Annotated in this window: 23 protein-coding genes; 17 read left to right on the top strand and 6 right to left on the bottom strand. The window is 69.5% G+C overall.

Features of this window, described 5'->3' with window-relative positions:
- Positions 1-17 precede the first annotated feature (17 nt).
- The 4 genes from coaBC (at position 18) to F3H57_RS07695 (ending at position 4,913) form a co-directional block, all read left to right on the top strand.
- On the top strand, positions 18-1,256 hold the full coding sequence (coaBC, locus tag F3H57_RS07710) for a bifunctional phosphopantothenoylcysteine decarboxylase/phosphopantothenate--cysteine ligase CoaBC (RefSeq protein WP_149755330.1): 1,239 nt from the start codon (positions 18-20) through the stop codon (positions 1,254-1,256).
- Positions 1,244-1,705, top strand: coding sequence for a dUTP diphosphatase (dut, locus tag F3H57_RS07705; protein WP_149755329.1), 462 nt, complete (start codon positions 1,244-1,246; stop codon positions 1,703-1,705). Before coaBC ends, dut begins: the two co-directional genes overlap by 13 nt.
- A complete protein-coding gene (locus tag F3H57_RS07700) occupies positions 1,705-2,778 on the top strand; it encodes a HesA/MoeB/ThiF family protein (RefSeq protein WP_149755328.1) in 1,074 nt (357 codons plus the stop codon). Before dut ends, F3H57_RS07700 begins: the two co-directional genes overlap by 1 nt.
- A 113-nt stretch (positions 2,779-2,891) precedes the next feature.
- Positions 2,892-4,913, top strand: a complete 2,022-nt coding sequence (locus F3H57_RS07695) for a M3 family metallopeptidase (protein WP_149755327.1) — start codon at positions 2,892-2,894, stop codon at positions 4,911-4,913.
- A 3-nt stretch (positions 4,914-4,916) separates the two neighbouring features.
- On the opposite strand, the gene F3H57_RS07690 is transcribed toward F3H57_RS07695, so the two are convergent.
- Positions 4,917-5,897, bottom strand: a complete 981-nt coding sequence (locus F3H57_RS07690) for a TraB/GumN family protein (RefSeq protein ID WP_149755326.1) — start codon at positions 5,895-5,897, stop codon at positions 4,917-4,919.
- A gap of 81 nt (positions 5,898-5,978) precedes the next feature.
- Between F3H57_RS07690 and F3H57_RS07685 the strand changes: the two genes are divergently transcribed.
- The 9 genes from F3H57_RS07685 to F3H57_RS07650 all read left to right on the top strand — a co-directional run bounded on the left by F3H57_RS07685 (position 5,979) and on the right by F3H57_RS07650 (position 13,225).
- A complete protein-coding gene (locus F3H57_RS07685; protein ID WP_149755325.1) occupies positions 5,979-6,647 on the top strand; it encodes a DUF2161 domain-containing phosphodiesterase in 669 nt (222 codons plus the stop codon).
- Between the two features lie 250 nt (positions 6,648-6,897).
- Positions 6,898-7,209 (top strand): co-chaperone GroES, encoded by a 312-nt coding sequence (locus tag F3H57_RS07680; protein ID WP_149755324.1) that lies wholly within the window; start codon positions 6,898-6,900, stop codon positions 7,207-7,209.
- Positions 7,210-7,271: 62 nt separating this feature from the next.
- Entirely contained in the window at positions 7,272-8,921 is a 1,650-nt protein-coding gene (gene groL / locus F3H57_RS07675; protein ID WP_149755323.1) for a chaperonin GroEL, read from the top strand.
- A gap of 420 nt (positions 8,922-9,341) precedes the next feature.
- Positions 9,342-9,479, top strand: a complete 138-nt coding sequence (locus tag F3H57_RS22135; RefSeq protein ID WP_188129629.1) for a hypothetical protein — start codon at positions 9,342-9,344, stop codon at positions 9,477-9,479.
- Positions 9,480-9,633: 154 nt separating this feature from the next.
- On the top strand, positions 9,634-10,392 hold the full coding sequence (locus F3H57_RS07670; RefSeq protein WP_149755322.1) for an SDR family NAD(P)-dependent oxidoreductase: 759 nt from the start codon (positions 9,634-9,636) through the stop codon (positions 10,390-10,392).
- Positions 10,393-10,458: 66 nt separating this feature from the next.
- On the top strand, positions 10,459-10,947 hold the full coding sequence (locus F3H57_RS07665; RefSeq protein ID WP_149755321.1) for a GNAT family N-acetyltransferase: 489 nt from the start codon (positions 10,459-10,461) through the stop codon (positions 10,945-10,947).
- Complete coding sequence (locus tag F3H57_RS07660; RefSeq protein WP_149755320.1) at positions 10,944-11,228, top strand: hypothetical protein; 285 nt, start codon at positions 10,944-10,946, stop codon at positions 11,226-11,228. The genes F3H57_RS07665 and F3H57_RS07660 overlap by 4 nt, the downstream gene beginning before the upstream one ends.
- 16 nt (positions 11,229-11,244) lie before the next feature.
- Positions 11,245-12,087, top strand: a complete 843-nt coding sequence (locus F3H57_RS07655; RefSeq protein WP_149755319.1) for a DMT family transporter — start codon at positions 11,245-11,247, stop codon at positions 12,085-12,087.
- A 1-nt stretch (position 12,088) separates the two neighbouring features.
- Complete coding sequence (locus tag F3H57_RS07650) at positions 12,089-13,225, top strand: alpha-D-ribose 1-methylphosphonate 5-triphosphate diphosphatase (protein WP_149755318.1); 1,137 nt, start codon at positions 12,089-12,091, stop codon at positions 13,223-13,225.
- A 1-nt stretch (position 13,226) separates the two neighbouring features.
- On the opposite strand, the gene F3H57_RS07645 is transcribed toward F3H57_RS07650, so the two are convergent.
- The 3 genes from F3H57_RS07645 to F3H57_RS07635 all read right to left on the bottom strand — a co-directional run bounded on the left by F3H57_RS07645 (position 13,227) and on the right by F3H57_RS07635 (position 15,105).
- Entirely contained in the window at positions 13,227-14,294 is a 1,068-nt protein-coding gene (locus F3H57_RS07645) for a 5-(carboxyamino)imidazole ribonucleotide synthase (RefSeq protein ID WP_149755317.1), read from the bottom strand.
- A gap of 26 nt (positions 14,295-14,320) precedes the next feature.
- A complete protein-coding gene (purE, locus tag F3H57_RS07640) occupies positions 14,321-14,812 on the bottom strand; it encodes a 5-(carboxyamino)imidazole ribonucleotide mutase (RefSeq protein ID WP_149755316.1) in 492 nt (163 codons plus the stop codon).
- A gap of 68 nt (positions 14,813-14,880) precedes the next feature.
- On the bottom strand, positions 14,881-15,105 hold the full coding sequence (locus F3H57_RS07635) for a YdcH family protein (protein ID WP_149755315.1): 225 nt from the start codon (positions 15,103-15,105) through the stop codon (positions 14,881-14,883).
- A gap of 178 nt (positions 15,106-15,283) precedes the next feature.
- On the opposite strand from F3H57_RS07635, the gene F3H57_RS07630 reads away from it, so the two are divergent.
- Together F3H57_RS07630 and F3H57_RS07625 are read left to right on the top strand one after the other, a co-directional pair.
- On the top strand, positions 15,284-15,697 hold the full coding sequence (locus tag F3H57_RS07630) for an Hsp20 family protein (RefSeq protein WP_149755314.1): 414 nt from the start codon (positions 15,284-15,286) through the stop codon (positions 15,695-15,697).
- Positions 15,698-15,702: 5 nt separating this feature from the next.
- The gene (locus F3H57_RS07625) at positions 15,703-15,930 is read left to right on the top strand and encodes a DUF1150 family protein (protein WP_149755313.1); all 228 of its coding nucleotides are present in this window, start codon (positions 15,703-15,705) and stop codon (positions 15,928-15,930) included.
- 56 nt (positions 15,931-15,986) lie between these two features.
- Here the strand turns inward: F3H57_RS07625 and F3H57_RS07620 are convergent, their stop codons facing one another.
- Positions 15,987-16,808, bottom strand: coding sequence for a hypothetical protein (locus F3H57_RS07620; RefSeq protein ID WP_149755312.1), 822 nt, complete (start codon positions 16,806-16,808; stop codon positions 15,987-15,989).
- A 244-nt stretch (positions 16,809-17,052) separates the two neighbouring features.
- A complete protein-coding gene (locus tag F3H57_RS07615; protein ID WP_394349824.1) occupies positions 17,053-18,780 on the bottom strand; it encodes a bifunctional sulfate adenylyltransferase/adenylylsulfate kinase in 1,728 nt (575 codons plus the stop codon).
- 250 nt (positions 18,781-19,030) lie between these two features.
- Between F3H57_RS07615 and F3H57_RS07610 the strand changes: the two genes are divergently transcribed.
- Together F3H57_RS07610 and F3H57_RS07605 are read left to right on the top strand one after the other, a co-directional pair.
- Entirely contained in the window at positions 19,031-20,449 is a 1,419-nt protein-coding gene (locus F3H57_RS07610; protein ID WP_149755310.1) for an amidase, read from the top strand.
- Positions 20,450-20,470: 21 nt separating this feature from the next.
- Complete coding sequence (locus F3H57_RS07605; RefSeq protein WP_149755309.1) at positions 20,471-20,872, top strand: ectoine synthase; 402 nt, start codon at positions 20,471-20,473, stop codon at positions 20,870-20,872.
- The last annotated feature ends 2 nt before the right edge of the window (positions 20,873-20,874 follow it).

Here is a 20,874-nt window from a genome sequence, read left to right as displayed (position 1 = left end):
ACCGGGAAAGGCGAAAGATGCTGGCGGGCAAGCGCGTTCTTCTGATCATCGGCGGCGGGATCGCGGCGTACAAGACGCTGGACCTGATCCGCCGCCTGCGCGCAGCGGGCGCTGCGGTGACGCCGGTCATGACCCGCGCGGCGGAGGAGTTCGTGACCCCCCTGTCGGTCGCGGCCCTCGCGGGGGAGGAGGTGCACCGCGACCTCTTCGACCTCACCAAGGAGGCGCAGATGGGCCACATCCAGCTCAGCCGGGTGGCCGACCTGGTGGTGGTGGCGCCGGCAACCGCGGACCTGATGGCGAAGATGGCGCAGGGGCACGCGGACGATCTGGCCTCCACGCTTCTGATGGCGACGGATACGCGGGTGCTGATCGCGCCGGCGATGAACGTGCGGATGTGGCAACATCCGGCGACCGTGCGGAACCGCGATATTCTGGCGGGCGACGGGATCCTGAGCGTCGGGCCGAACGACGGCGACATGGCCTGCGGCGAGCACGGGCCGGGGCGCATGGCCGAACCGGCCGAGATCGTGGACGCGATCGGCGCGGCGCTGGCGGACGGGCCGCTGAAGGGCCGGCGGATCGTGATGACCTCGGGTCCGACGCACGAGCCCATCGACCCGGTGCGCTACATCGCCAACCGGTCCTCGGGCGCGCAGGGGACGGCTCTGGGCCGTGCGCTGGCGGGACTGGGCGCGGAGGTGGTCTTCGTGACCGGGCCGGCCAGCGTGCCACCGCCCGCCGGGGTCGAGGTCGTGCGCGTGGAGACCGCGCGGCAGATGCGCGACGCCGTCCTCGCGGCGCTGCCGGCGGACGCGGCGGTGTTCGCGGCGGCGGTGGCGGACTGGCGCGTCACCTCCGAGAGCGCATCGAAGATCAAGAAGGGCGTGGGCGAATCGCCCACCCTGCAATTCGCGGAGAACCCGGACATCCTCGCGGAGGTGTCGAAGCTCGGGCAGGGGCGTCCGGGACTCGTCGTCGGCTTCGCCGCCGAGACGGACGACGTGATCCGCCACGCCACCGAGAAGCGCGCGCGCAAGGGCTGCGACTGGATCGTCGCCAACGACGTCTCGCCCGCGACCGGGATCATGGGCGGGGCCGAGAACGCGGTGACGATCATCACCGAGGACGGCGCCGACAGCTGGGAGCGGATGGGCAAGGATGCCGTGGCCATGGCGCTGGCGCGGCGGATCGCTGAGACTCTGGGGCCGGCATCAGGTCGCGGACCGGCAGCGGAGGCAGCATGGAGCCTGTGAGCGTGGCCTTCACCTGGGAGGACGGCGCCGACCGGTCGGTCGGCCTGCCCTCCTACGAGAGCGCGGGCGCGGCCGGCGCCGATCTGCGCGCCAACCTGCCCGGCGGCGAGAGCATGACGCTGGCGCCGGGGGCGCGGGCGCTGGTGCCGACCGGGCTTCGGCTGGCGATCCCGGACGGGTACGAGGCGCAGGTGCGGCCGCGCTCGGGCCTCGCGCTCAGGCACGGAATCGTGCTGCCGAACGCGCCGGGCACGATCGACAGCGACTATCGCGGGCCGCTCGGGGTGATCGTGATGAATGCCGGGCAAGAGGCCTTCACCGTCGCCCACGGCGACCGGATCGCGCAGCTCGTTGTGGCGCCGGTGATCCGCGCTTCCTTCGTCGAGGCGGAGACGCTGGAGGACACCGCCCGCGGGGCGGGCGGCTTCGGCTCCACGGGGCGCGGCTGATGGTGCTGGTGCTGATCTTCGCCGCCGCGCTCTGGGGTGTCGGGCGGCTCATGGGGGCCTCGCGGGCGGCGCGGCTCTACATGCTGGGGCTGTTGTTCGTCGCCGTGCTTGCGGTGCAGGTGGCGCTGCCGGCCGGGCATCCGCTCCGCGCGGCGACGGGCGGCAGCGCCGGGCTGTGGCTGGTGCTTGCCGGGCTCGCGGCGCTGGCGCTGGGCTACCGCGCGGTGCTTGGCCGCGTGCAGGCCCGTGCGACTGAGAAGGAGGTCGCCGAGGCGGCGCCGGAGCGCGGTGCTGCGAAGACCGATGGGCCGTCGCCCACGGAACTGGAGCGGTATGCCCGCCACATCGTCCTGCGCGAGATCGGCGGGCCGGGGCAGAAGGCGCTGCGGTCGGCCCGCGTGCTGGTGATCGGAGCCGGCGGCCTCGGCGCGCCGGCGCTGCAATACCTCGCCGCCGCCGGGGTCGGCACGATCGGGGTGATCGACGACGACGTGGTGGAGAACGCCAACCTGCAGCGCCAGGTGATCCACCGTGACGGCGATATCGGCGTGCCCAAGGTGTTCTCGGCCGAAGCGGCGATGAGGGCGCAGAATCCGCATGTCACAGTGCGCCCGTATCACCGGTGGCTGGAGCCGGAGGTCGCGGATGAGCTGTTTGCCGAATACGACGTCGTGCTCGATGGGTCGGACAATTTCGACACGCGCTACCTGTCGAACGCGACGGCGGTGGGCACGGGGGTGCCGTTGATCTCGGGGGCGCTCAGCCAGTGGGAAGGGCAGCTCTCGGTGTTCGATCCGGCACGGGGGAGCCCGTGCTATCGCTGCGTGTTTCCCGAGCGCCCGGCGCCGGGGCTCGCGCCCTCCTGCGCCGAGGCCGGGGTGCTGGGGCCGCTGCCAGGCGTCGTCGGGGCGATGATGGCGGTGGAGGCGGTGAAGCTGATCACCGGTGCGGGGGCGCCCCTGCGGGGCGAGATGCTGATCTACGACGCGCTCTGGGGCGAGACCCGGAAGATCGCGCTGCGGCGGGATCCGGGATGCGCGGTCTGTGGCGAGGCTGCGCGCAGGGCCGGCTGATCGAGCGTCTGGAACGCTTGGGAGCGAGGGGCCAGCCCCTCGCGCTCCCCGGGATACTTCCGGGCAGATGAAGACAGGGGCGTGGCGAGACATTGGATATGGAGAGAGGCGAGATGGGCAATCCGTTGCTGGACGACTGGGACACGCCGTTCGGGATGCCGCCGTTCGAGCGGATCGGGGACGACGACTTCGCGGCGGCGTTCGAGACCGCGCGGCTCGAGCACCTGGCGGAGGTGGCGGCGATTGCCGAGAACCCCGAGCCGCCCGATTTCGAGAACACGATACTGGCGCTCGAGGGCGCAGGGCGAACGCTCGACCGGGTGCTGTCGGTGTTCTTCTCGCTCGCGGGGGCGGACAGCAATCCGCGTCGGCAGGAGCTGCAGCGCGATTTCGCGCCGAAGCTCGCCGACCATTCGTCGGAGATCTACGGCAACGCGGCCCTGTTCGCCCGGATCGAGGCGCTGTGGACGCGGCGGAACGAGTTGGGACTGGGCCCGCAGGAGGCGCGCCTTCTGTACCTGACGCATCGCGGCTTCGTGCGCGCGGGCGCGGCGCTGACCGGGCCCGAGGCGGAGCGGATGAAGGAGATCAAGGCGCGGCTGTCGGTGCTGGGGACGGCGTTCACGCAGAACCTCCTGGCGGACGAATCCGGCTGGCAGATGGAACTGTCCGAGGACGATCTGGACGGTCTGCCGGAGATCGTTCGCGCCTCCGCCCGCGCGGCGGGGGAGGAACGCGGCGCGGATGGCCCGGTGATCACGCTGTCGCGGTCGCTGATCGTGCCGTTCCTGCAATTTTCCGACCGGCGCGACCTGCGTGAGCGGGCCTGGCGCGCCTGGACGGCGCGCGGCGCCGGCGGCGGGGAGACGGACAACCGGGACATCGCCGCGGAGGTGCTGGGCCTGCGCGAGGAACGGGCGCGGCTTCTGGGGCACGACACCTTCGCACGCTACAAGCTCGAGACCGAGATGGCCAAGACGCCGGAGGCGGTGCGCGAGCTTCTGGTGGCGGTGTGGGAGCCGGCGCGGGCGCGCGCCATGGAAGACCAGGCCGCGCTGGAAGAGTTGATGCGCGCGGACGGGGTGAACGGGCCGCTGGCGCCGTGGGACTGGCGTTACTACGCGGAGAAGCGGCGGCAGGCGGAGCACGACCTCGACGAGACCGCGCTCAAGCCGTACCTGCAGCTCGAGCGGATGATCGAAGCGGCGCAAGCCTGCGCGCACCGCCTGTTCGGGCTGGAGTTCCGGGAGATCGAGGCGCCGCGCTATCATCCCGATTGCCGCACGTGGGAGGTGACGCGGGGCGGCGCGCATGTCGCCGTCTTCGTGGCCGATTATTTCGCGCGCGCGTCCAAGCGGTCGGGGGCGTGGTGCTCGGCGATGCGCATGCAGGCGAAACGCCCGGTGGAAGAGACGCCGATCGTGGTGAACGTGTGCAACTTTGCCAAGCCGTCGGCCGGGCAGCCGGCACTGTTGAGCTATGACGACGCGCGCACGCTGTTCCACGAATTCGGGCACGCGCTGCACCAGATGCTTTCGGACGTGGAGTTCGGCTCCATCGCCGGGACATCGGTGGCGCGCGACTTCGTGGAGTTACCCTCGCAGCTTTTCGAGCATTGGCTGGAGGTGCCGGAGGTGCTGGCCGAGTTCGCCACCCATGCCGAGACCGGGGAGCCGATGCCGAAGGAGATGCTGGACCGGGTGCTGGCGGCGGCGAATGCCGACCAGGGGTTCCAGACCGTCGAGTATGTCGCTTCCGCGCTGGTGGATCTTGAGTTGCACGACGCCCCGGCGCCGGAGGATCCGATGGAGAAGCAGGCACAGGTGCTGGAGCAGATCGGTATGCCCGAGGCCATCGTCATGCGCCACGCGACACCGCATTTCGCCCATGTCTTCGCTGGCGACGGCTATTCCAGCGGCTATTACAGCTACATGTGGTCCGAGGTGATGGATGCCGATGCCTTCGCCGCCTTCGAGGAGGCGGGAAGCGCGTTCGACGCCGACACCGCCCGGCGGCTCGAAGAGACGATCCTGTCGGCCGGCGGGTCGGAAGAGGCGGGCGATCTCTACGTGCGGTTCCGCGGGCAGATGCCGGGAGTGGCGGCGCTTCTGAAGGGGCGGGGGCTCGCGGCCTGAGGCTCAGAACGGCCCGCGCGTCAGGGTGAAGCCCTCGCCTTCGAGAAGATCGGCAAGCCCGCCGGTGCCCTGCAGATGCGCGGCGCCGGCGGCGACCACGATGGGTTCTGGCCCCGTGGCATCAAGGATCACCGGCAGCCAGTCGCGGTTGCGCTGCAGCAGCAGCGCTGCCTCCATATCGCGGAACATCGTGTCGAGGTGGCTGCCGTCGGGTGCGTCGCGGCGGGCGAGGATGCGCGTGACCTCCCAGCTTTGCGCCGGTTTCTCCTCGAAATAGGCGGCGAGCAGGGTGGCGAAGATGTCGTCGCCGGTGCCGGGGTCGATCAGCGCGGCGCGCAGCATCTCCACCTGGTCCTCAAGCGGGGCGTCGCGGAAGATGCTGAAGACGGCCTCCACCTCCTCGAGCGCGGCCATAGGCGTGCCGGCGTCCTCCGCGATGGTCTGCAGGCGGGTGTCGAGACCGTTGGCATCGGCCAGTTGCCCGGTGGCGCAGGGCGGGACCGACACCATCAGCGTGAGGTACCAGGGCTGGAACTTCGCCGCCATGACCGGCGGGATGCCGCGGGCGCTGGCCGCGTCTGCGAGGCGTTGCCAGGCGGCTTCGGGCATGAGCTCGGGCAGGGAGGCGTCCTGCAGGACGATCAGGCCCGGATCGGTTCTCAGCCGTTCCTGCAGTTCGGCGAGCCCATCGGGCGTCGCTTCCAAGAGAAGGAGGCGCGACGACTCGATCACCGGGCGTAGCGTGTCCAGCGGTCCGTCGAGCCGCGGGTCCGACAGGTGCACCGTGCCGACGAGGTGCACGACCTCCTCGCCGCGCCGGGCGATCCAGTGGTTGCCCTCGGCATAGGGCCGGCCGTCGAGCGCGCGGTCCAGGTCCTCCCGTTCGGCGGCGGTGAAGGTGCCGCGCAGGTCGGTGCCGTCGCAATCGGCGAGGGCGGGCTGGGCGAGGCCGAGGCAGATCGCGACGAGGGCGGCGAGGCGCATGGGACAGGGCTCCTGTTGTCTGGCGGCGACGCTAGGCGAGCCGATTGCGCGCGGCAAGGCGGCGGGGCAGGGTTGCGCGCGATGACACGCGAACGCGATCTATATGCGCCGGTGAAGGCGTGGCTGGAGGCGCTCGGCTACGCCGTCAAGGGCGAGGTCGGGGCGGCTGATCTCGTGGCCTGTCGCGACGGTGCCCCGGCCGTGGTGGTGGAGCTGAAGCTGGGCTTGTCGCTACGGCTCTATCACCAGGCGGTGGCGCGGCTGGCGCTGACCGACCACGTCTATATCGCGGTGCCGGCGCCGAAGGGCCGCACGGCGCGGCGCATCCTGGCCGAGAACACGCGGCTTTGCCGGCGGCTTGGGCTGGGGTTCCTGACCGTGCGGCCGGATGGCAAGGTCGACCTGCGCTGCGATCCCGGGCCCTACGTGCCGCGCCGCAACCGCAAGGCGGAGGCAAAGCTGCTGGGCGATTTCGCGCGCCTGCGGGGCGATCCCAACGACGGCGGGGCGACGCGGCACGGGCTCGTCACCGGCTACCGGCAGGACGCGCTGGCCTGCGCCGCGCACCTGGCGGAAGCTGGCGAGGCGCGGGCCCGGGACGTGGCCGCGGCGACGGGTGTCGCGGGGGCGCGGCGGATCATGTCGGACAACCATTACGGCTGGTTCGTGCGCGTCTCGCGCGGGGTCTACGGAATCAGCGACACCGGCCGGGCGGGTCTGGTCCACTGGGCAGGAAGCTGGGAGGGCTGAGCGCCCGCCCGTCGCCGCAATCGGCAGGCCTCCGCAGGCCGCGACCGGCGCCGGTTGAAGCGGCGCCCGGAGATGCTCACGTCACGCTCGCGAGACGGAGAGAGGCGCGTGAAAAATCCATGCAGCGGCCAGTTGACAGCCATTCGCGCATTCACTAACTCCGGCTCGTTAGCACTCGACGATGGTGAGTGCTAAAGGGGTCGCCCATCAGGGGGACCCGGGACAAACTTTGAGCCAAGGAGACTCGAAGATGGCATTCAAACCGCTTCATGACCGCGTTCTGGTCCGTCGCGTCGAGAGCGACGAAAAGACCAAGGGTGGTCTGATCATCCCCGACAGCGCGAAAGAAAAGCCGGCTGAGGGCGTGGTCGTTGCGTGTGGCGAAGGCGCGCGCAAGGATTCGGGCGACCTGATCCCGATGGCCGTGAAAGAGGGCGACCAGATCCTCTTCGGCAAGTGGTCGGGCACCGAGGTGCAGATCGACGGCGAAGACCTGCTGATCATGAAGGAATCCGACATCCTCGGCGTGACCGTGGACGCGGCGGAGGCGAAGGCGGCCTGAAGGGCGCCCGATCTCATTCTTCATACCAACCCGAATTTTCCTGAACCAGGAGTGAAGTGAACATGGCCGCCAAGGACGTGAAGTTCGATACGGATGCCCGCAACCGCATGCTCAAGGGTGTGAACACCCTCGCCGATGCGGTGAAGGTGACCCTCGGCCCCAAGGGCCGCAACGTGGTCCTCGACAAGTCGTTCGGCGCACCGCGCATCACCAAGGACGGTGTGTCGGTCGCGAAAGAGATCGAGCTCGAGGACAAGTTCGAGAACATGGGCGCGCAGATGGTCAAGGAAGTGGCCAGCCGCACCAACGACGAAGCCGGTGACGGCACCACCACCGCGACCGTTCTCGCCCAGTCCATCGTCAAGGAAGGCGTGAAGGCCGTTTCCGCCGGCATGAACCCGATGGACCTCAAGCGCGGCATCGATCTGGCCACCCAGAAGGTCGTCGAGCACATCAAGGCCGCCGCTCGCAAGGTCGAGAACTCCGACGAGGTCTCCCAGGTCGGCACCATCTCGGCGAACGGCGAAGAGGGCATCGGCAAGATGATCGCGGACGCCATGCAGCGCGTCGGCAACGAGGGCGTCATCACCGTCGAGGAGAACAAGGGCACCGAGACCGACGTCGAAGTCGTCGAGGGCATGCAGTTCGACCGCGGCTACCTCAGCCCCTACTTCGTCACCAACTCCGAGAAGATGATCGCGGAGCTGGATGACTGCCTCATCCTGCTGCACGAGAAGAAGCTTTCTTCGCTGCAGCCGATGGTTCCGCTGCTCGAGCAGGTGATCCAGAGCCAGAAGCCGCTGCTGATCATCGCCGAGGACGTGGAAGGCGAAGCGCTCGCGACCCTCGTCGTGAACAAGCTGCGCGGCGGCCTCAAGATCGCGGCCGTGAAGGCACCGGGCTTCGGCGACCGCCGCAAGGCCATGCTGCAGGACATCGCGATCCTGACCGGCGGCCAGGTCATCTCCGAGGATCTCGGCATGAAGCTCGAGAATGTCGGCATGGAGATGCTGGGCTCCGCCAAGCGCGTGTCGATCACCAAGGACGAGACCACCATCGTCAACGGCAACGGCGACAAGGGTGAGATCGAGGCACGGGTCAACCAGATCCGCGGCCAGATCGAGGAAACCACTTCCGACTACGACCGCGAGAAGCTGCAGGAGCGTGTCGCGAAGCTGGCAGGCGGCGTGGCCGTCATCCGCGTCGGCGGTGCGACCGAGGTCGAGGTGAAGGAGCGCAAGGACCGCGTCGATGACGCCCTGAACGCAACCCGCGCGGCCGTGCAGGAAGGCATCGTCGTCGGTGGCGGCGTCAGCCTCGTGCAGGGTGCCAAGGCGCTCGACGGTCTGACCGGTGCAAACTCCGACCAGAACGCCGGTATCTCGATCGTGCGCAAGGCGCTCGAATCGCCGCTGCGCCAGATCGCGGAGAACGCGGGCGTCGACGGTTCGGTCGTCGCGGGCAAGATCCGCGAGAGCGAAGACCTCAAGTTCGGCTACAACGCCCAGACCGACGAATATGGCGACATGTTCAAGTTCGGCGTGATCGACCCGGCGAAGGTCGTGCGCACCGCGCTTGAGGATGCCTCCTCGATCGCCGGCCTGCTGATCACCACCGAGGCCATGGTCGCCGACCGTCCGCAGAAGGATGGCGGCGGTGCCGGTGCCGGTGGCGGCATGCCCGACATGGGCGGCATGGGCGGCATGATGTAATCGCCCGTCCATCCGGACGACACGGGGGCCCGCGCGGATCGCGCGGGCCCTTTTCGTGTGCGGGCCGAGCGATGCCCTGCGCGCAACCGAATCCGTCGGGTCGCGACGCATCGCCGGGCCGTTCCCCGGCCCGGCGATTTGGGGATGGTCGCGCTTGGTTCTGAGGTCGTCCGGACCCGGCCGCCACGAGGCGCCGCCGTTCGACTGCCGGGAGCGCCGGTCCGCGGCCCGAGCGAGGCGCGGGCGCTGCCTCCGCGGGGCTCAAAACCGACCCCGCGGCCGCTGATTTTTGCTTTTCGGCAACAGCTTGGCCCGTTGTGCAAATTGATCGGCGGAACTTTGCCGCGACACGGTATGTTGTATCCCGGAACAGGGGGCGGAGCGGTCCGCCCCGAGGAATCGGCAAGAAAGACAAACCTCATGCATCCTCTCATCGTCACCTTCCTGATGCTCTCCGCCGTGGCCGGGACCTTCCTTCTGAGCGGTGCTTTGATCGCGCTTGCCGGCCGTCAGCCGCAGCCCGCCGAGGCCCCCAAGGGCATCTCGCCGCAGGCCTGAGCGCCGCCGGAACGCATCGGATCGACACGCAGCGGGCCGTCCTTCGGGGCGGCCTTCTGCTTTTGCACTCCGCGCAAGCGCGACATGCGGGCACCGGGTGGAACGGGGCCGCATTCCCCGGGTTGAACGGGCGACATAACGACACGAGGATCCCATGCACCGCTTCAAGGACAAGACCGTCATCGTGACCGGCGCAGGCTCCGGCATCGGCGCCGCGACCGCACGACGCTTCGCCGACGAAGGCGCCAACATCGTGCTCGTCGGCCGCACGCGCGAGAAACTCGAGACCGTCGCGAAGGATCTGCCGAGTGCCGCCACGGTCGCCGCCGATGTCGGCACGGCCGAGGATGTCGAGACCGTCGCGAAGGAAGCCCGTGACCGCTTCGGTGGGATCGACATTCTCGTCAACAATGCCGGCGTCGTATCCGGCGGCCGGGTCGACGAGGTTGCACCCGAGGACTGGAACGAGGTCATCCGCATCGACCTGACCGGCGTCTACCTGATGAGCCGCGCCGTCGCGAAGGATCTCGAGGCGCGGGGCGGATCGGTCGTTAACGTCTCCTCGGTGTCGGGCACCGGCGGCGACTGGGGCATGATGGCCTACAACGCCGCGAAGGGCGGGGTGACCAACATGACCCGGGCGATGGCGCTCGATGCCAAGCGCAGCGGTGTGCGTGTGAACGCCGTCTGCCCGTCGATGACGGCGACCGACATGTCGAAAGGGCTGCGCGACCAGCCCGAGCTACTGGAGACCTTCACGGGCCGAATCCCGCTTGGCCGCGCGGCGGAACCCGAAGAGGTGGCGAGCGTCATCGCTTTCCTGGCTAGCGACGACGCACGCTTCGTCAACGGCGTGAACCTGGCCGTGGACGGGGGTCTTTCCGCCTCCAACGGTCAGCCCGACATGGCCTGAGCCTGCCGCTCGTGCTAGGCGCGGTGCGGGCTGCCATCGGCCCGCGCCGCAAAAAAGGGCCGCGCCATGCTGAACACCGGGTTCCTGCGCGAGATGCAGAAGGGCGAAGAACGCGCCGTCGACGCGCTTTTGACGACGGCGTTCGGGCGCAAGGACGAGGCGCACATCGTCGGCGCGCTGCGCCGCGCGGGGGACATCGCCGGCGAATGCGTGGTGCCCGGCGCCGATGGGCCGTCGGGATACTTCGCGCTTTCCTCGATGCGGGCCCCGCAGGGCTGGATCTGCCTCGCGCCGGTCGCGGTGGCGCCCGAGGTGCAGGGGCAGGGGATCGGCCGGCGGATGATCGGCATGCTGTCGGCCTGGGCCGTGGCGGCGGGGCAGACGGTTGTCGTCCTTGGCGACCCCGCCTTCTACGAGCGCTGCGGCTTTTCTGTCGCGCGCGCGCAGGGCCTGACCTCGCCGTACCCGCTGGAGCACACGGCGATCGCCCGCCCCGGCGAGGATGTGCCGCGTGCCACCCTGACTTATGCCAAGGCGCTGAGCCCCGAAGCGTGAGCCGCAAGGACCCGCGCCGCACCCTGCGCGTGCCGCTGAGCGCCGCCGCGCTGGATGCCTTGCGCGCCGCGCGGGGCCGCAGCCTCGCCGATGCGCTGCGACGGCGGGCAGAGGCACACGCAGGCCCGGTGCCGCGGCCCGGCCACCCCGTGCGGCGCCTGCCGCTGCAATTGCCGAAGCGGCTGCGCGCCCGGATCGAGGCGCTGGCGGATGAGACCGGGCGCAGCCCCGAGGACCTGCTTGCAGGCATCGCCGAAGCCGCGCAAGGTCCGCGCGATTGATCCACGGGGGCCGAGGATGCGCCTGTTCCTCCTGACCGCGCTGACCATGGTGGCCTTCGCCGCCAACTCGGTGCTGAACCGTCTCGCGGTCGCCGGCGCGGGCATGGACCCGGCGCTGTTCGGGACCGTGCGGCTCTTGTCCGGGGCGCTGATGCTGGCGGGCCTGTGCCTTCTTCGCAGTGGCAGCCTGCGGTTCGGCGGTCCGGGGCGCGTGGCGGGCGTGCTGGCGCTCCTTCTCTACATGTACGCGTTTTCCGGCGCCTACCTGGCGCTCGATGCCGGGCTGGGGGCGCTGATCCTCTTCGGGACGGTGCAGGTGACGATGTTCGCCGGCGGCCTTTCCGGCGGGGAGCGACCGCCGCCGCGCCGCTGGATCGGCGCCGCGCTCGCCTTTGCCGGGCTCGCCTGGCTCCTCTGGCCCGGCGCGGGGGCCGAGGTGTCGACGGGGCACGGACTTCTGATGGCGGCGGCGGGCCTCGGCTGGGGGATCTATTCGCTGGCCGGGCGCGGCGCGGGCGATCCGCTGCAGGGCACCGCCGCGAATTTCATCCTCGCCGCGCCGCTCGGCCTTCTGATCGGGCTGGCGCTGCCGGGAACCGGGGCTATGGGCGCCGCGGGGCTGGTGCTCGCCGTGTTGTCGGGGGCGGTGACCTCGGGGCTCGGCTACGCGCTGTGGTACAGTGTGCTGCCGCGCCTGCCGGCGAGCGTCGCGGCGGTGGCACAGCTCACCGTGCCACCCATCGCCATCGCCGGGGGCGCGCTCCTCCTCGGGGAGGTGCCGTCGCCGGCGTTCCTGACGGCCTCGGCCGTAGTGCTGGGCGGCGTGGCGCTGTCGGTCCTGCCGCTGGGGCGTCGCTAGGATGCTGCGGCTGACGCTCTCCGGCGCCGCGGTGCTGCGCCACGAGGGATGGTCCGACGCGCCCGTCGGCATCGCCGGCGGCGTGATCGCTGCGCCGGAGGGGCGGGCGGTCGACCTGTCGGGCTTCCGCGTTCTGCCCGGCATCGTCGATCTGCACGGCGACGGGTTCGAGCGGCACGTCGCCCCGCGTCGCGGCGCGCTGTCGGACACCCGCGCCGGGCTCATCGCGACGGAGGCGGAGCTGGCCGCGAACGGCATCACCACCGGCTACCTCGCGCAGTTCTGGAGCTGGGAAGGGGGCCTGCGCGGGCCGGATTTCGCGGAGAAGGTCTGCGCGGCATGGGCCAGGATGCGCGGCAGCTTCGCCACCGATCTGCGCATGCAACTCCGGCTCGAGACGCACATGATCGACGACTATCCGCGCGTGGCCGAGACGGTGGCCCGGCACCGCATCGGCTACCTCGTCTTCAACGACCACCTCCAGCACGGCCGGCTGGCCGAGGGGCGGCGCCCCAAGCAGATGACCGGGCAGGCGCTGAAGAGCGGGCGCAGCCCCGAGGCGCATTTCGAGATGATGCTGGGCCTGCACGCGCGGGGACCGGAGGTGCCGGCGGCGTCCGCGGTGCTCGCCTCGAAACTGGCAGCGGCTGGCGTCACGCTCGGCAGTCACGACGACGGCAGCGCCGGGGCGCGTATCGACTGGCGGGGCAGGGGCGCGCACATCGCGGAGTTCCCCGAGACGCGGGAGGCGGCCGAAGAGGCGCGGCAGGGCGGCGACGGCATCGTCATGGGGGCGCCCAACGTCGTGCGCGGGTCGAGCCACAAGGGCAACGTGTCGGCGGCGGAGTTGATCGCGGACGGGCTCTGCGACGCGCTCGCCTCCGATTACCATTACCCGGCGCCGCTGGCGGCGGTGACGCGGCTGGTGGCGCTCGGGGCGTGCGATCTCCCGGCGGCGTGGCGGCTGGTGTCGGAGGGGCCGGCGCGGCTCATGGGGCTGGACGACCGGGGCCGGATCGAGGCGGGGCGGCGCGCCGATCTCGTTATCCTCGACGGCGCGGGCAGGGTCGCGGGCACGCTCTCCGGCGGGCGGGTGAGCTACCTGCGCGGCGATGCTGCCGAACGCTTCATCGGCTGATCTAGCCGAGGATGCGGTTGACGTGGCCCATCTTGCGGCCCGGCCGCGCCTCCGCCTTGCCGTAGAGGTGCAGCGCGGCGCGCGGCTCCTGCGCCAGATCCAGCGCGCGGTCCGCGTCGTCGCCGATGAGGTTCTGCATCTCCACGTCGGCATAGCGCTGCCCGTCGCCGAGCGGCCAGCCGGCGATGGCGCGGATGTGCTGTTCGAACTGGTCGACGGTGCAGCCGTTCTGCGTCCAGTGCCCCGAATTGTGCACACGCGGCGCGATCTCGTTGACGACCAGGCCCTGCGCCGTGACGAACAGCTCCACCCCAACGACACCCACGTAGTCGAGCGCGTTGAGGATCCGCCCCGCCAAGAGCGCGGCGTCGGTCCGCTGCGCGGTATTCAGCCGGGCCGGGACGGTGGTGGTACGCAGGATGCCGCCCTCGTGCACGTTCTCGCCCGGATCGTAGCAGGCGACCGCGCCCCCGAGGCTGCGCGCCGCGATCACCGACACCTCGCGGTCGAAGGCGACATGCCCTTCGAGGATCGCCGGCGCCCCGTTCATCGCGGCGAGCGCCGAGTCCGTGTCCGCCGGGCTGCCGATCCGCGCCTGTCCCTTGCCATCATAGCCGAAGCGGCGCGTCTTGAGGATCGCCGGCGTGCCGATCCTGTCGAGCGCTTCTTTCAGCGAGGCCGTGTCGTCCACGGCGGCGTAGGGTGCGGTGCGCAGGCCGAGACCCGACAGGTAGTCCTTTTCGGTCAGCCGGTCCTGGCTGACCCGCAGCGCCTCGCGCCCCGGACGGATCGGGCGGATCGCCTCGATCGCGTCCAGTGCCTCGGTCGGGATGTTCTCGAACTCGTAGGTCACAACGTCGACCGACCGCGCGAAGGCGGAGAGGGCGCTTTCGTCGTCATAGCCCGCCGTTGTGACCACGTGCGCGACGTCGCCGGCCGGCGCGCCCTCGATGGGGTCGAAGATATGCGTGCGCAGACCCAGCCGGCTCGCCGCGACGGCGAGCATCCGGCCAAGCTGGCCGCCGCCGAGAATGCCGATGGTGCTGCCGGGACGGAGCGTCTCTGTCATGGCTGTGCCTTTCGCGGGGGCGCGCGTCAGTCGCGCGTGGGGTCCTCGGGGATCGCGGCGGAAAGGACGGAACGCCAGTCGGCCAGCCGCTGCGCGAGGCCGTCGTCCGAGAGCGCCAGGATCTGCGCGGCCATCAGCCCGGCATTGGCAGCGCCCGACGGGCCGATCGCCATGGTCGCAACGGGAAAGCCGCGCGGCATCTGGACGATGGAATACAGGCTGTCGACACCCGACAGCGCCTTCGACTGCACCGGCACGCCAATCACCGGCAGCGGCGTCTTCGACGCCATCATGCCGGGCAGGTGCGCGGCGCCGCCGGCGCCGGCGATGATGACCTTGATCCCGCGCCCCGCCGCCTCGGTCCCGTAGGACCAGAGCCGGTCCGGCGTGCGGTGGGCCGACACGATGCGCGCCTCGTGCGGCACACCGAGCTCTTCGAGGATCGCCGCGGCCTCCTTCATGGTGGGCCAGTCCGACTGGCTGCCCATGACGATGCCGACCAGAGCTGTCTGTGCCATTGTGCCCCCTTTTCTCGCCGCCGGTTATAGCCGTGCAGCGGGGCGGTGCAATGGGGGCGGCCAGAGGCTCAGGCGATGATGTCGGGAAAGAGCCGGTCCTCGATCCGCGCGATGCGGTCCTTCAGCAACAGCTTCTTCTTCTTGAGCCGCTGCAGCGTCAGCGCGTCGCCGGTGGCGCGTTCCTGCAAGGCGCGGATCGCGGCGTCGAGATCGCTGTGTTCGCGCTTGAAATAGTCGAGTTCAGTCCGAAGCACGTCCTCGGTCTTCATCGACAGATCGTTGTGGGCATTCATGGGTTGGACCGTTCAATGCAGGAGCAGCGCGGCTGGCTTGGGTGATTAGCATAGCCGATCCCGCGCCGTCGGCAAAGGGGCGGTGCACTTGCGAAGCTGCCTATTGCGCACCATATTTTACGCGAAGGCCGCCGAACGGGGCCAGACAAAGACGGTCGCTTGCCAAAAGGACGTGTCGATGACCAAACTCACCCTGGGGGCACACCCCCACATGCTGGGCTTCGAACAGCTCGAGCGGTTGCTGGAACGCACCGCGAAGTCCGGCAATGACGGATATCCGCCCTACAATATCGAACAGACGTCGGACGATTCCTACCGCATCACGCTCGCCGTGGCCGGCTTCTCCGACGAGGACCTGTCGATCACCGTGGAGGACCGCCAGCTGGTGATCCGCGGACGCCAGAGCGAGGACGATTCGGATCGCGTGTTCCTGCATCGCGGCATCGCGGCGCGGCAGTTCCAGCGTTCCTTTGTGCTCGCCGACGGTGTGGAGGTGCGCGAAGCGGCGATGGAAAACGGACTTCTGCATGTCGATCTGCGGCTCTCGCGGCCGGAGACTGTGGTGCAGACGATCCAGATCAAGAAAGGGTGAGGATCATGCAGACCAAGGTGAATTTCGACGCGCTCGACGAAGGGCGCACCGTCTATGTCCGCCCGGTGGCCGTGGCGGAGCTGCCCGACGAGGTGAAAAGCCAGGCGGACGGGCTGGATACGCTCTATGCCGTGCATCGCGCGGACGGCGAACGGCTCGCGCTCGTGAAGGATCGCGGCATGGCCTTCGTGCTGGCGCGGCAGAACGATCTGGCGCCGGTCACGGTGCACTGAAGAACGAAGGGCTGCCGGCCAACGCCGGCGCCTACTAATGCTGGGGCCTGCCCCCCTCAGAACCGCCAGCCGTAGCTCAGCCGGAGCGTCTGCGGACCAGGACGCTCAAGCGGCCCGCTGTCCACGTCGAAGCTCATCCGCGTGCGTGCATGCCGATAGGCGAGGCCGAGCGTCATGCGCGAGGTCGTGCGCAGCGGCGCGGCGGTGGCGAGGCCCAGATCGGTCGTCACACCGAGATAGGGCCGCAGCGGCGCCCCCTTCCGGAAGGTCGTGCGCCCCTCGGCATGGGCGCTGAGGCGGTGCCGCGACAGGTGCAGGCCGTCACCCCGGTCAAGCTCTCCGCGCCCGTTCAGCCTCAGCCGGCCGAGGAGGTCGGTGCGGACCGCAGTGTACCGGCCCGACGCGGCGAGCGCGCCGGTCCAGCGCAGTCCCATCGCGTGGCGGCCGGGCAGGGTGTAGCGGGGCAATGACAGGAGGCCCCAGCCGGTCATATCGATATGCTCGCCGAAACGGCGGGTGAGGTACGGTCCGATTGCGGCCGAGACCGCCTGCGCCCGGTCTCCGTCCAGCGACAGCGCGCTCCGGCTTGCCGACATCGCGACGCCGTAGCGGGCGCCGCCGCGGCGAGCGAGGTCGCGCCCGAAGGTCAGCGTCACCGCGTGTCCGCGCACGCTGCCGTCGAATCCCTTGCCATGCACGGATATCCATGTGTCGGCCAGGACGCTGCGCCCGAGCCCGGCGAGGTAGACCGCGTTGTCGGTGAACTTTGCCGGACCCGTGTCGAGCGATGCGGCCAGCGACAGCGCTGCCTGCGCCGCCGCCCCGGCATTGGCCGCCAGCATCGCCTGCGCGGTGCGCAGCGCGGCGGAATCGCTCAAGACGGCGCCCGGCGCGAGTGAGACGCACGCGGCACATGCCGCGCATGCAAGGATGCGTTCCATGCCAAGTTTCTGATGTGATTGGGTTTTCTGCTTCTTTTGTGGATATAATAAACCGCGCAGACCGGTCAATAACGGCGGCGGATACGTGCCGGCATGGCGGCCACGCAGCCTTCGGGACGCGCATGAAAAAGGCGCCCGTGCATGGTGCGCGGGCGCCTTGAAATCGGATCGAGCGCGACGCTCAGCCGGCGATCAGGCCCATCGATTCGAGCTTCAGCACGACCTGGTGGGCGCAGTTGTCGACCTCCTGGCCCTCGGTGTCGACGCTCAGCTCGGGGTTGGCGGGCACGTCGTAGGGATCGGAGATGCCGGTGAACTCCTTGATCTTGCCCTCGCGAGCGAGCTTGTAGAGCCCTTTGCGGTCGCGCCGTTCGCATTCCTCGAGCGAGGTCGCGACGTGCACTTCCACGAAGGCGCCGTACTGCTCCACGTCCTCGCGCACGGCGCGGCGGGTCGCGGCGTAGGGCGCGATCGGCGCGCAGATGGCGATGCCGCCGTTCTTGGTGATCTCGGACGCGACATAGCCGATGCGGCGGATGTTGAGGTCGCGATGCTCCTTGGAGAAGCCGAGCTCGGACGACAGGTTCTTGCGGACGATGTCACCGTCGAGCAGCGTCACCGGGCGGCCGCCCATCTCCATCAGCTTGACCATGAGCGCGTTGGCGATGGTCGACTTGCCGGACCCCGAGAAACCGGTGAAGAACACCGTGAAGCCCTGCTTGGAACGCGGCGGCTTGGTGCGGCGCAGCTCGGCCACGACTTCCGGGAAGGAGAACCAGTCGGGGATTTCCAGCCCTTCCTGCAGGCGGCGGCGCAGCTCGGTGCCCGAGATGTTGAGGATCGTCACCTGGTCCTGGTCGACGATCTCGTCCGCGGGCTCGTACTGCGCGCGCTCCTGCACGTAGACCATGTGCTTGAAGGGCACCATCTCGATGCCGATCTCGTCCTGGTACTTCGTGAAGAGGTCCTGCGCGTCGTAGGGGCCGTAGAAATCCTCGCCCTGGGAGTTCTTGCCCGGGCCGGCGTGGTCGCGGCCGACGATGAAGTGCGTGCAGCCGTGGTTGCGGCGGATCAAGCCGTGCCACACCGCCTCGCGCGGGCCCGCCATGCGCATCGCCAGCGGCAGCAGCGACATCGTCGTGGTGGAGCCCGGGTACTTGTCGAGCACCGCTTCGTAGCAGCGCACGCGGGTGAAGTGGTCGACGTCGCCCGGTTTCGTCATGCCGACGACGGGGTGGATCAGCAGGTTGGCCTGGCTCTCGCGCGCGGCGCGGAAGGTCAGCTCCTGGTGGGCGCGGTGCAGCGGGTTGCGCGTCTGGAACGCAACGACCTTGCGCCAGCCCAGCTTGCGGAAGCGCGCGCGCAGCTCGTTCGGGGTGTCGCGGCGGGCGCGGAAATCGTAGTGCACCGGCGGCTGGATGCCGGTCACCGGGCCGCCCAGGTACACATTCCCGGCGGTGTTGTGCAGGTAGTATACGGCCGGATGCGCCTCGTCGTCGGCGCCGAAGACGCGCTCTGCCTCGCGCGCCTTGTCCGGGGACCACTTGTCGGTCACGGTCATCGTGGCGAGGATCACGCCTTCCTGATCGCGCAGCGCGATGTCCTGCCCCAGTTCGACCTTCTCCGCGAAGGTTTCCGACACGTCGAGGGTGATCGGCATCGGCCAGAGCGCGCCGTCGGCCAGGCGCATCGTCTCGACAACGCTGTCGTAATCCTCTTCGCCCATGAACCCCTTGAGCGGGTGAAACCCGCCGTTCATCAGGAGTTCCAGGTCACAGATCTGTCTTGGCGACAGGTCGTGACTGACGAGGTTGCCGGCTTCCGCCTTCAGTTTCTGGGCGCTCTCGTAAGAGACATAGAGTTCGGGGATCGGCGCTTGGTTCGGAAGGCTCATCGGGAAATCATCCATCGGAAAGGGCGTGTCGTCCGCGACGCGTCGCGTTGCCGCGGCGTCTAGACCGGTGCAGCCCCCGAATTCAAGCGAATTGGCCCGGCGCGCGCGCTGCGATGCCGAATTGCCGCAATGCAGCATGAGCAGGGCTCGGGCGGGGGCGAGGGCCGCCGGGGACCGATTGAGGTGTCGCAACCGGCGGGAAATCCGGCGGAACGCAGATCTCGATCGCGTGTTGAGCGGGCACGATTTCGCGACGGAGGACCTTGTGAACGATACCGACCTCGGCACCTGCACGGCGGCAGAGCTGTCCCGCCTCTTCGAGCGCAAGGAGGCATCGCCCCTGGAGGCGACACGCGCCGCGCTGGACCGCATCGACCGAATGAACGACGCCGTGAACGCCTATGTGCACGTGGACCGCGAGGGCGCGGAGGCCGCGGCGCGCGCCTCGGCGCAGCGCTGGGGCAAGGGGCAGCAACTGTCGCCGCTCGACGGCGTGCCGGTGTCGATGAAGGATCTCACCGAGGTTAAGGGCATGCCGGCGCGCGACGGGTCGCTTCTGACCTCCGACGAACCTTGCGAGCGCGACGCGCCGCCCGCCGCGCGGATGCGCGAGGCCGGTGCGGTGATCCTGGGCAAGACCAACACGCCGGAATTCGGCTGGAAGGGCGTGACCGACAACCGCGTCTTCGGTGCGACGAAGAATCCATGGGACACGTCGCTGACGCCGGGTGGCTCGTCTGGCGGTGCGGCCGCGGCGGCGGCGCTCAACATGGGCGTGCTGCACCAGGGCGGCGATTCCGGCGGTTCGATCCGCATTCCGGCCGCCTTCACCGGCACCTTCGGCTTCAAGCCGACCTTCGGCTGGACGCCGCAATGGCCCCCTGCGAAGGTGCCGACACTGTCGCATATCGGCCCGATCACCCGCACTGTCGAGGACGCGGTGATGATGCTAAACCTCATCGGCCGCTACGATCACCGCGACCCCTACGCCATCCGCGGTCAGCCTGACGACTGGGGCGAGGGGCTCGATCGCAGCCTGTCGGGTCTGCGTATCGCCTTTGCCCGAACGCTCGGCGACGCGGTCGTCGATCCGGAAATCGAGGCGCGCGTGGCCGAGGCGGCGCAGCGGCTCGAGGCGCTCGGCGCAGAGATCGTGGAGACCCTGCCACCGGATTTCGACTGTCCGATCGAGACCTACAAGAAGATCTGGTGGACGGCCTCACGCGACCTTTACCTGTCGCTGTCCGAGTCGGATCGCGACAAGCTCGACCCGGGGCTTGCCGGCAACGCGGTCGCCGCCGAGAACTGGACCGCGGTCGATCTGTTCCGGGCAGAGGCGGACCGCGCCGCGCTGACCCATCGGCTGGAGGCGTTCAATCAGGACTATCACCTGCTGATGTGCCCCACCATGCCGATCCAGCCGTTCCGCGCCGGGCACGACGTACCGCCCGGTTCGGACATGACCGACTGGACCGAATGGTCGCCGTTCACCTACCCGTTCAACCTCAGCCAGCAGCCGGCGGCCTCGATCCCCTGCGGTTTCACCGCCGAGGGTCTGCCGGTCGGTTTCCAATTGGCGGGCGGCAAGTACGACGACCGCCGCGTGCTGCGGGCCGCCGCCGCCTATCTCAACGCGCATCCCGCGCGCTTTCCCACCGTGCCGGACCCGGCCGAGACCGCCTGAACGACCGAAGAGGACACAACCATGATCGTGCGCGACAAACAGGACGCCGAGAAGACCGCGGTGGACGAGGACAAGTTCGTCTCCAAGCGCTACACGTTGCGCAAGGACGGAATGGGTCACTCGGTCCACGAAACCTACATCAAGCCGGGCGAAGAGCTCCACATGTGGTACAAGAACCACCGCGAGACGGTGATCTGTACCGAGGGTTCCGGCCAGATCCAGGACCTGACCGAGGGCGGCACATGGGATCTCGAGCCGGGCGTGCTTTACGCGCTCGACAAGCACCAGAAGCATATCCTGTCGAGCGAGAAGGGGATGACCGTGCTGTGCGTCTTCACGCCCGCGCTTGTCGGCCCGGAAGACCACGACGAGGAAGGCAGCTATCCGCTCTACGAGGACGACGGAACCATCGTGAAGCACTGAGG

The organism is Roseivivax sediminis (genome assembly GCF_900112685.1).
Lineage (GTDB): Bacteria > Pseudomonadota > Alphaproteobacteria > Rhodobacterales > Rhodobacteraceae > Roseivivax > Roseivivax sediminis.
Note: the sequence above shows the minus strand (reverse complement) of the source record. Positions and strands in the feature narration are given on the sequence as shown.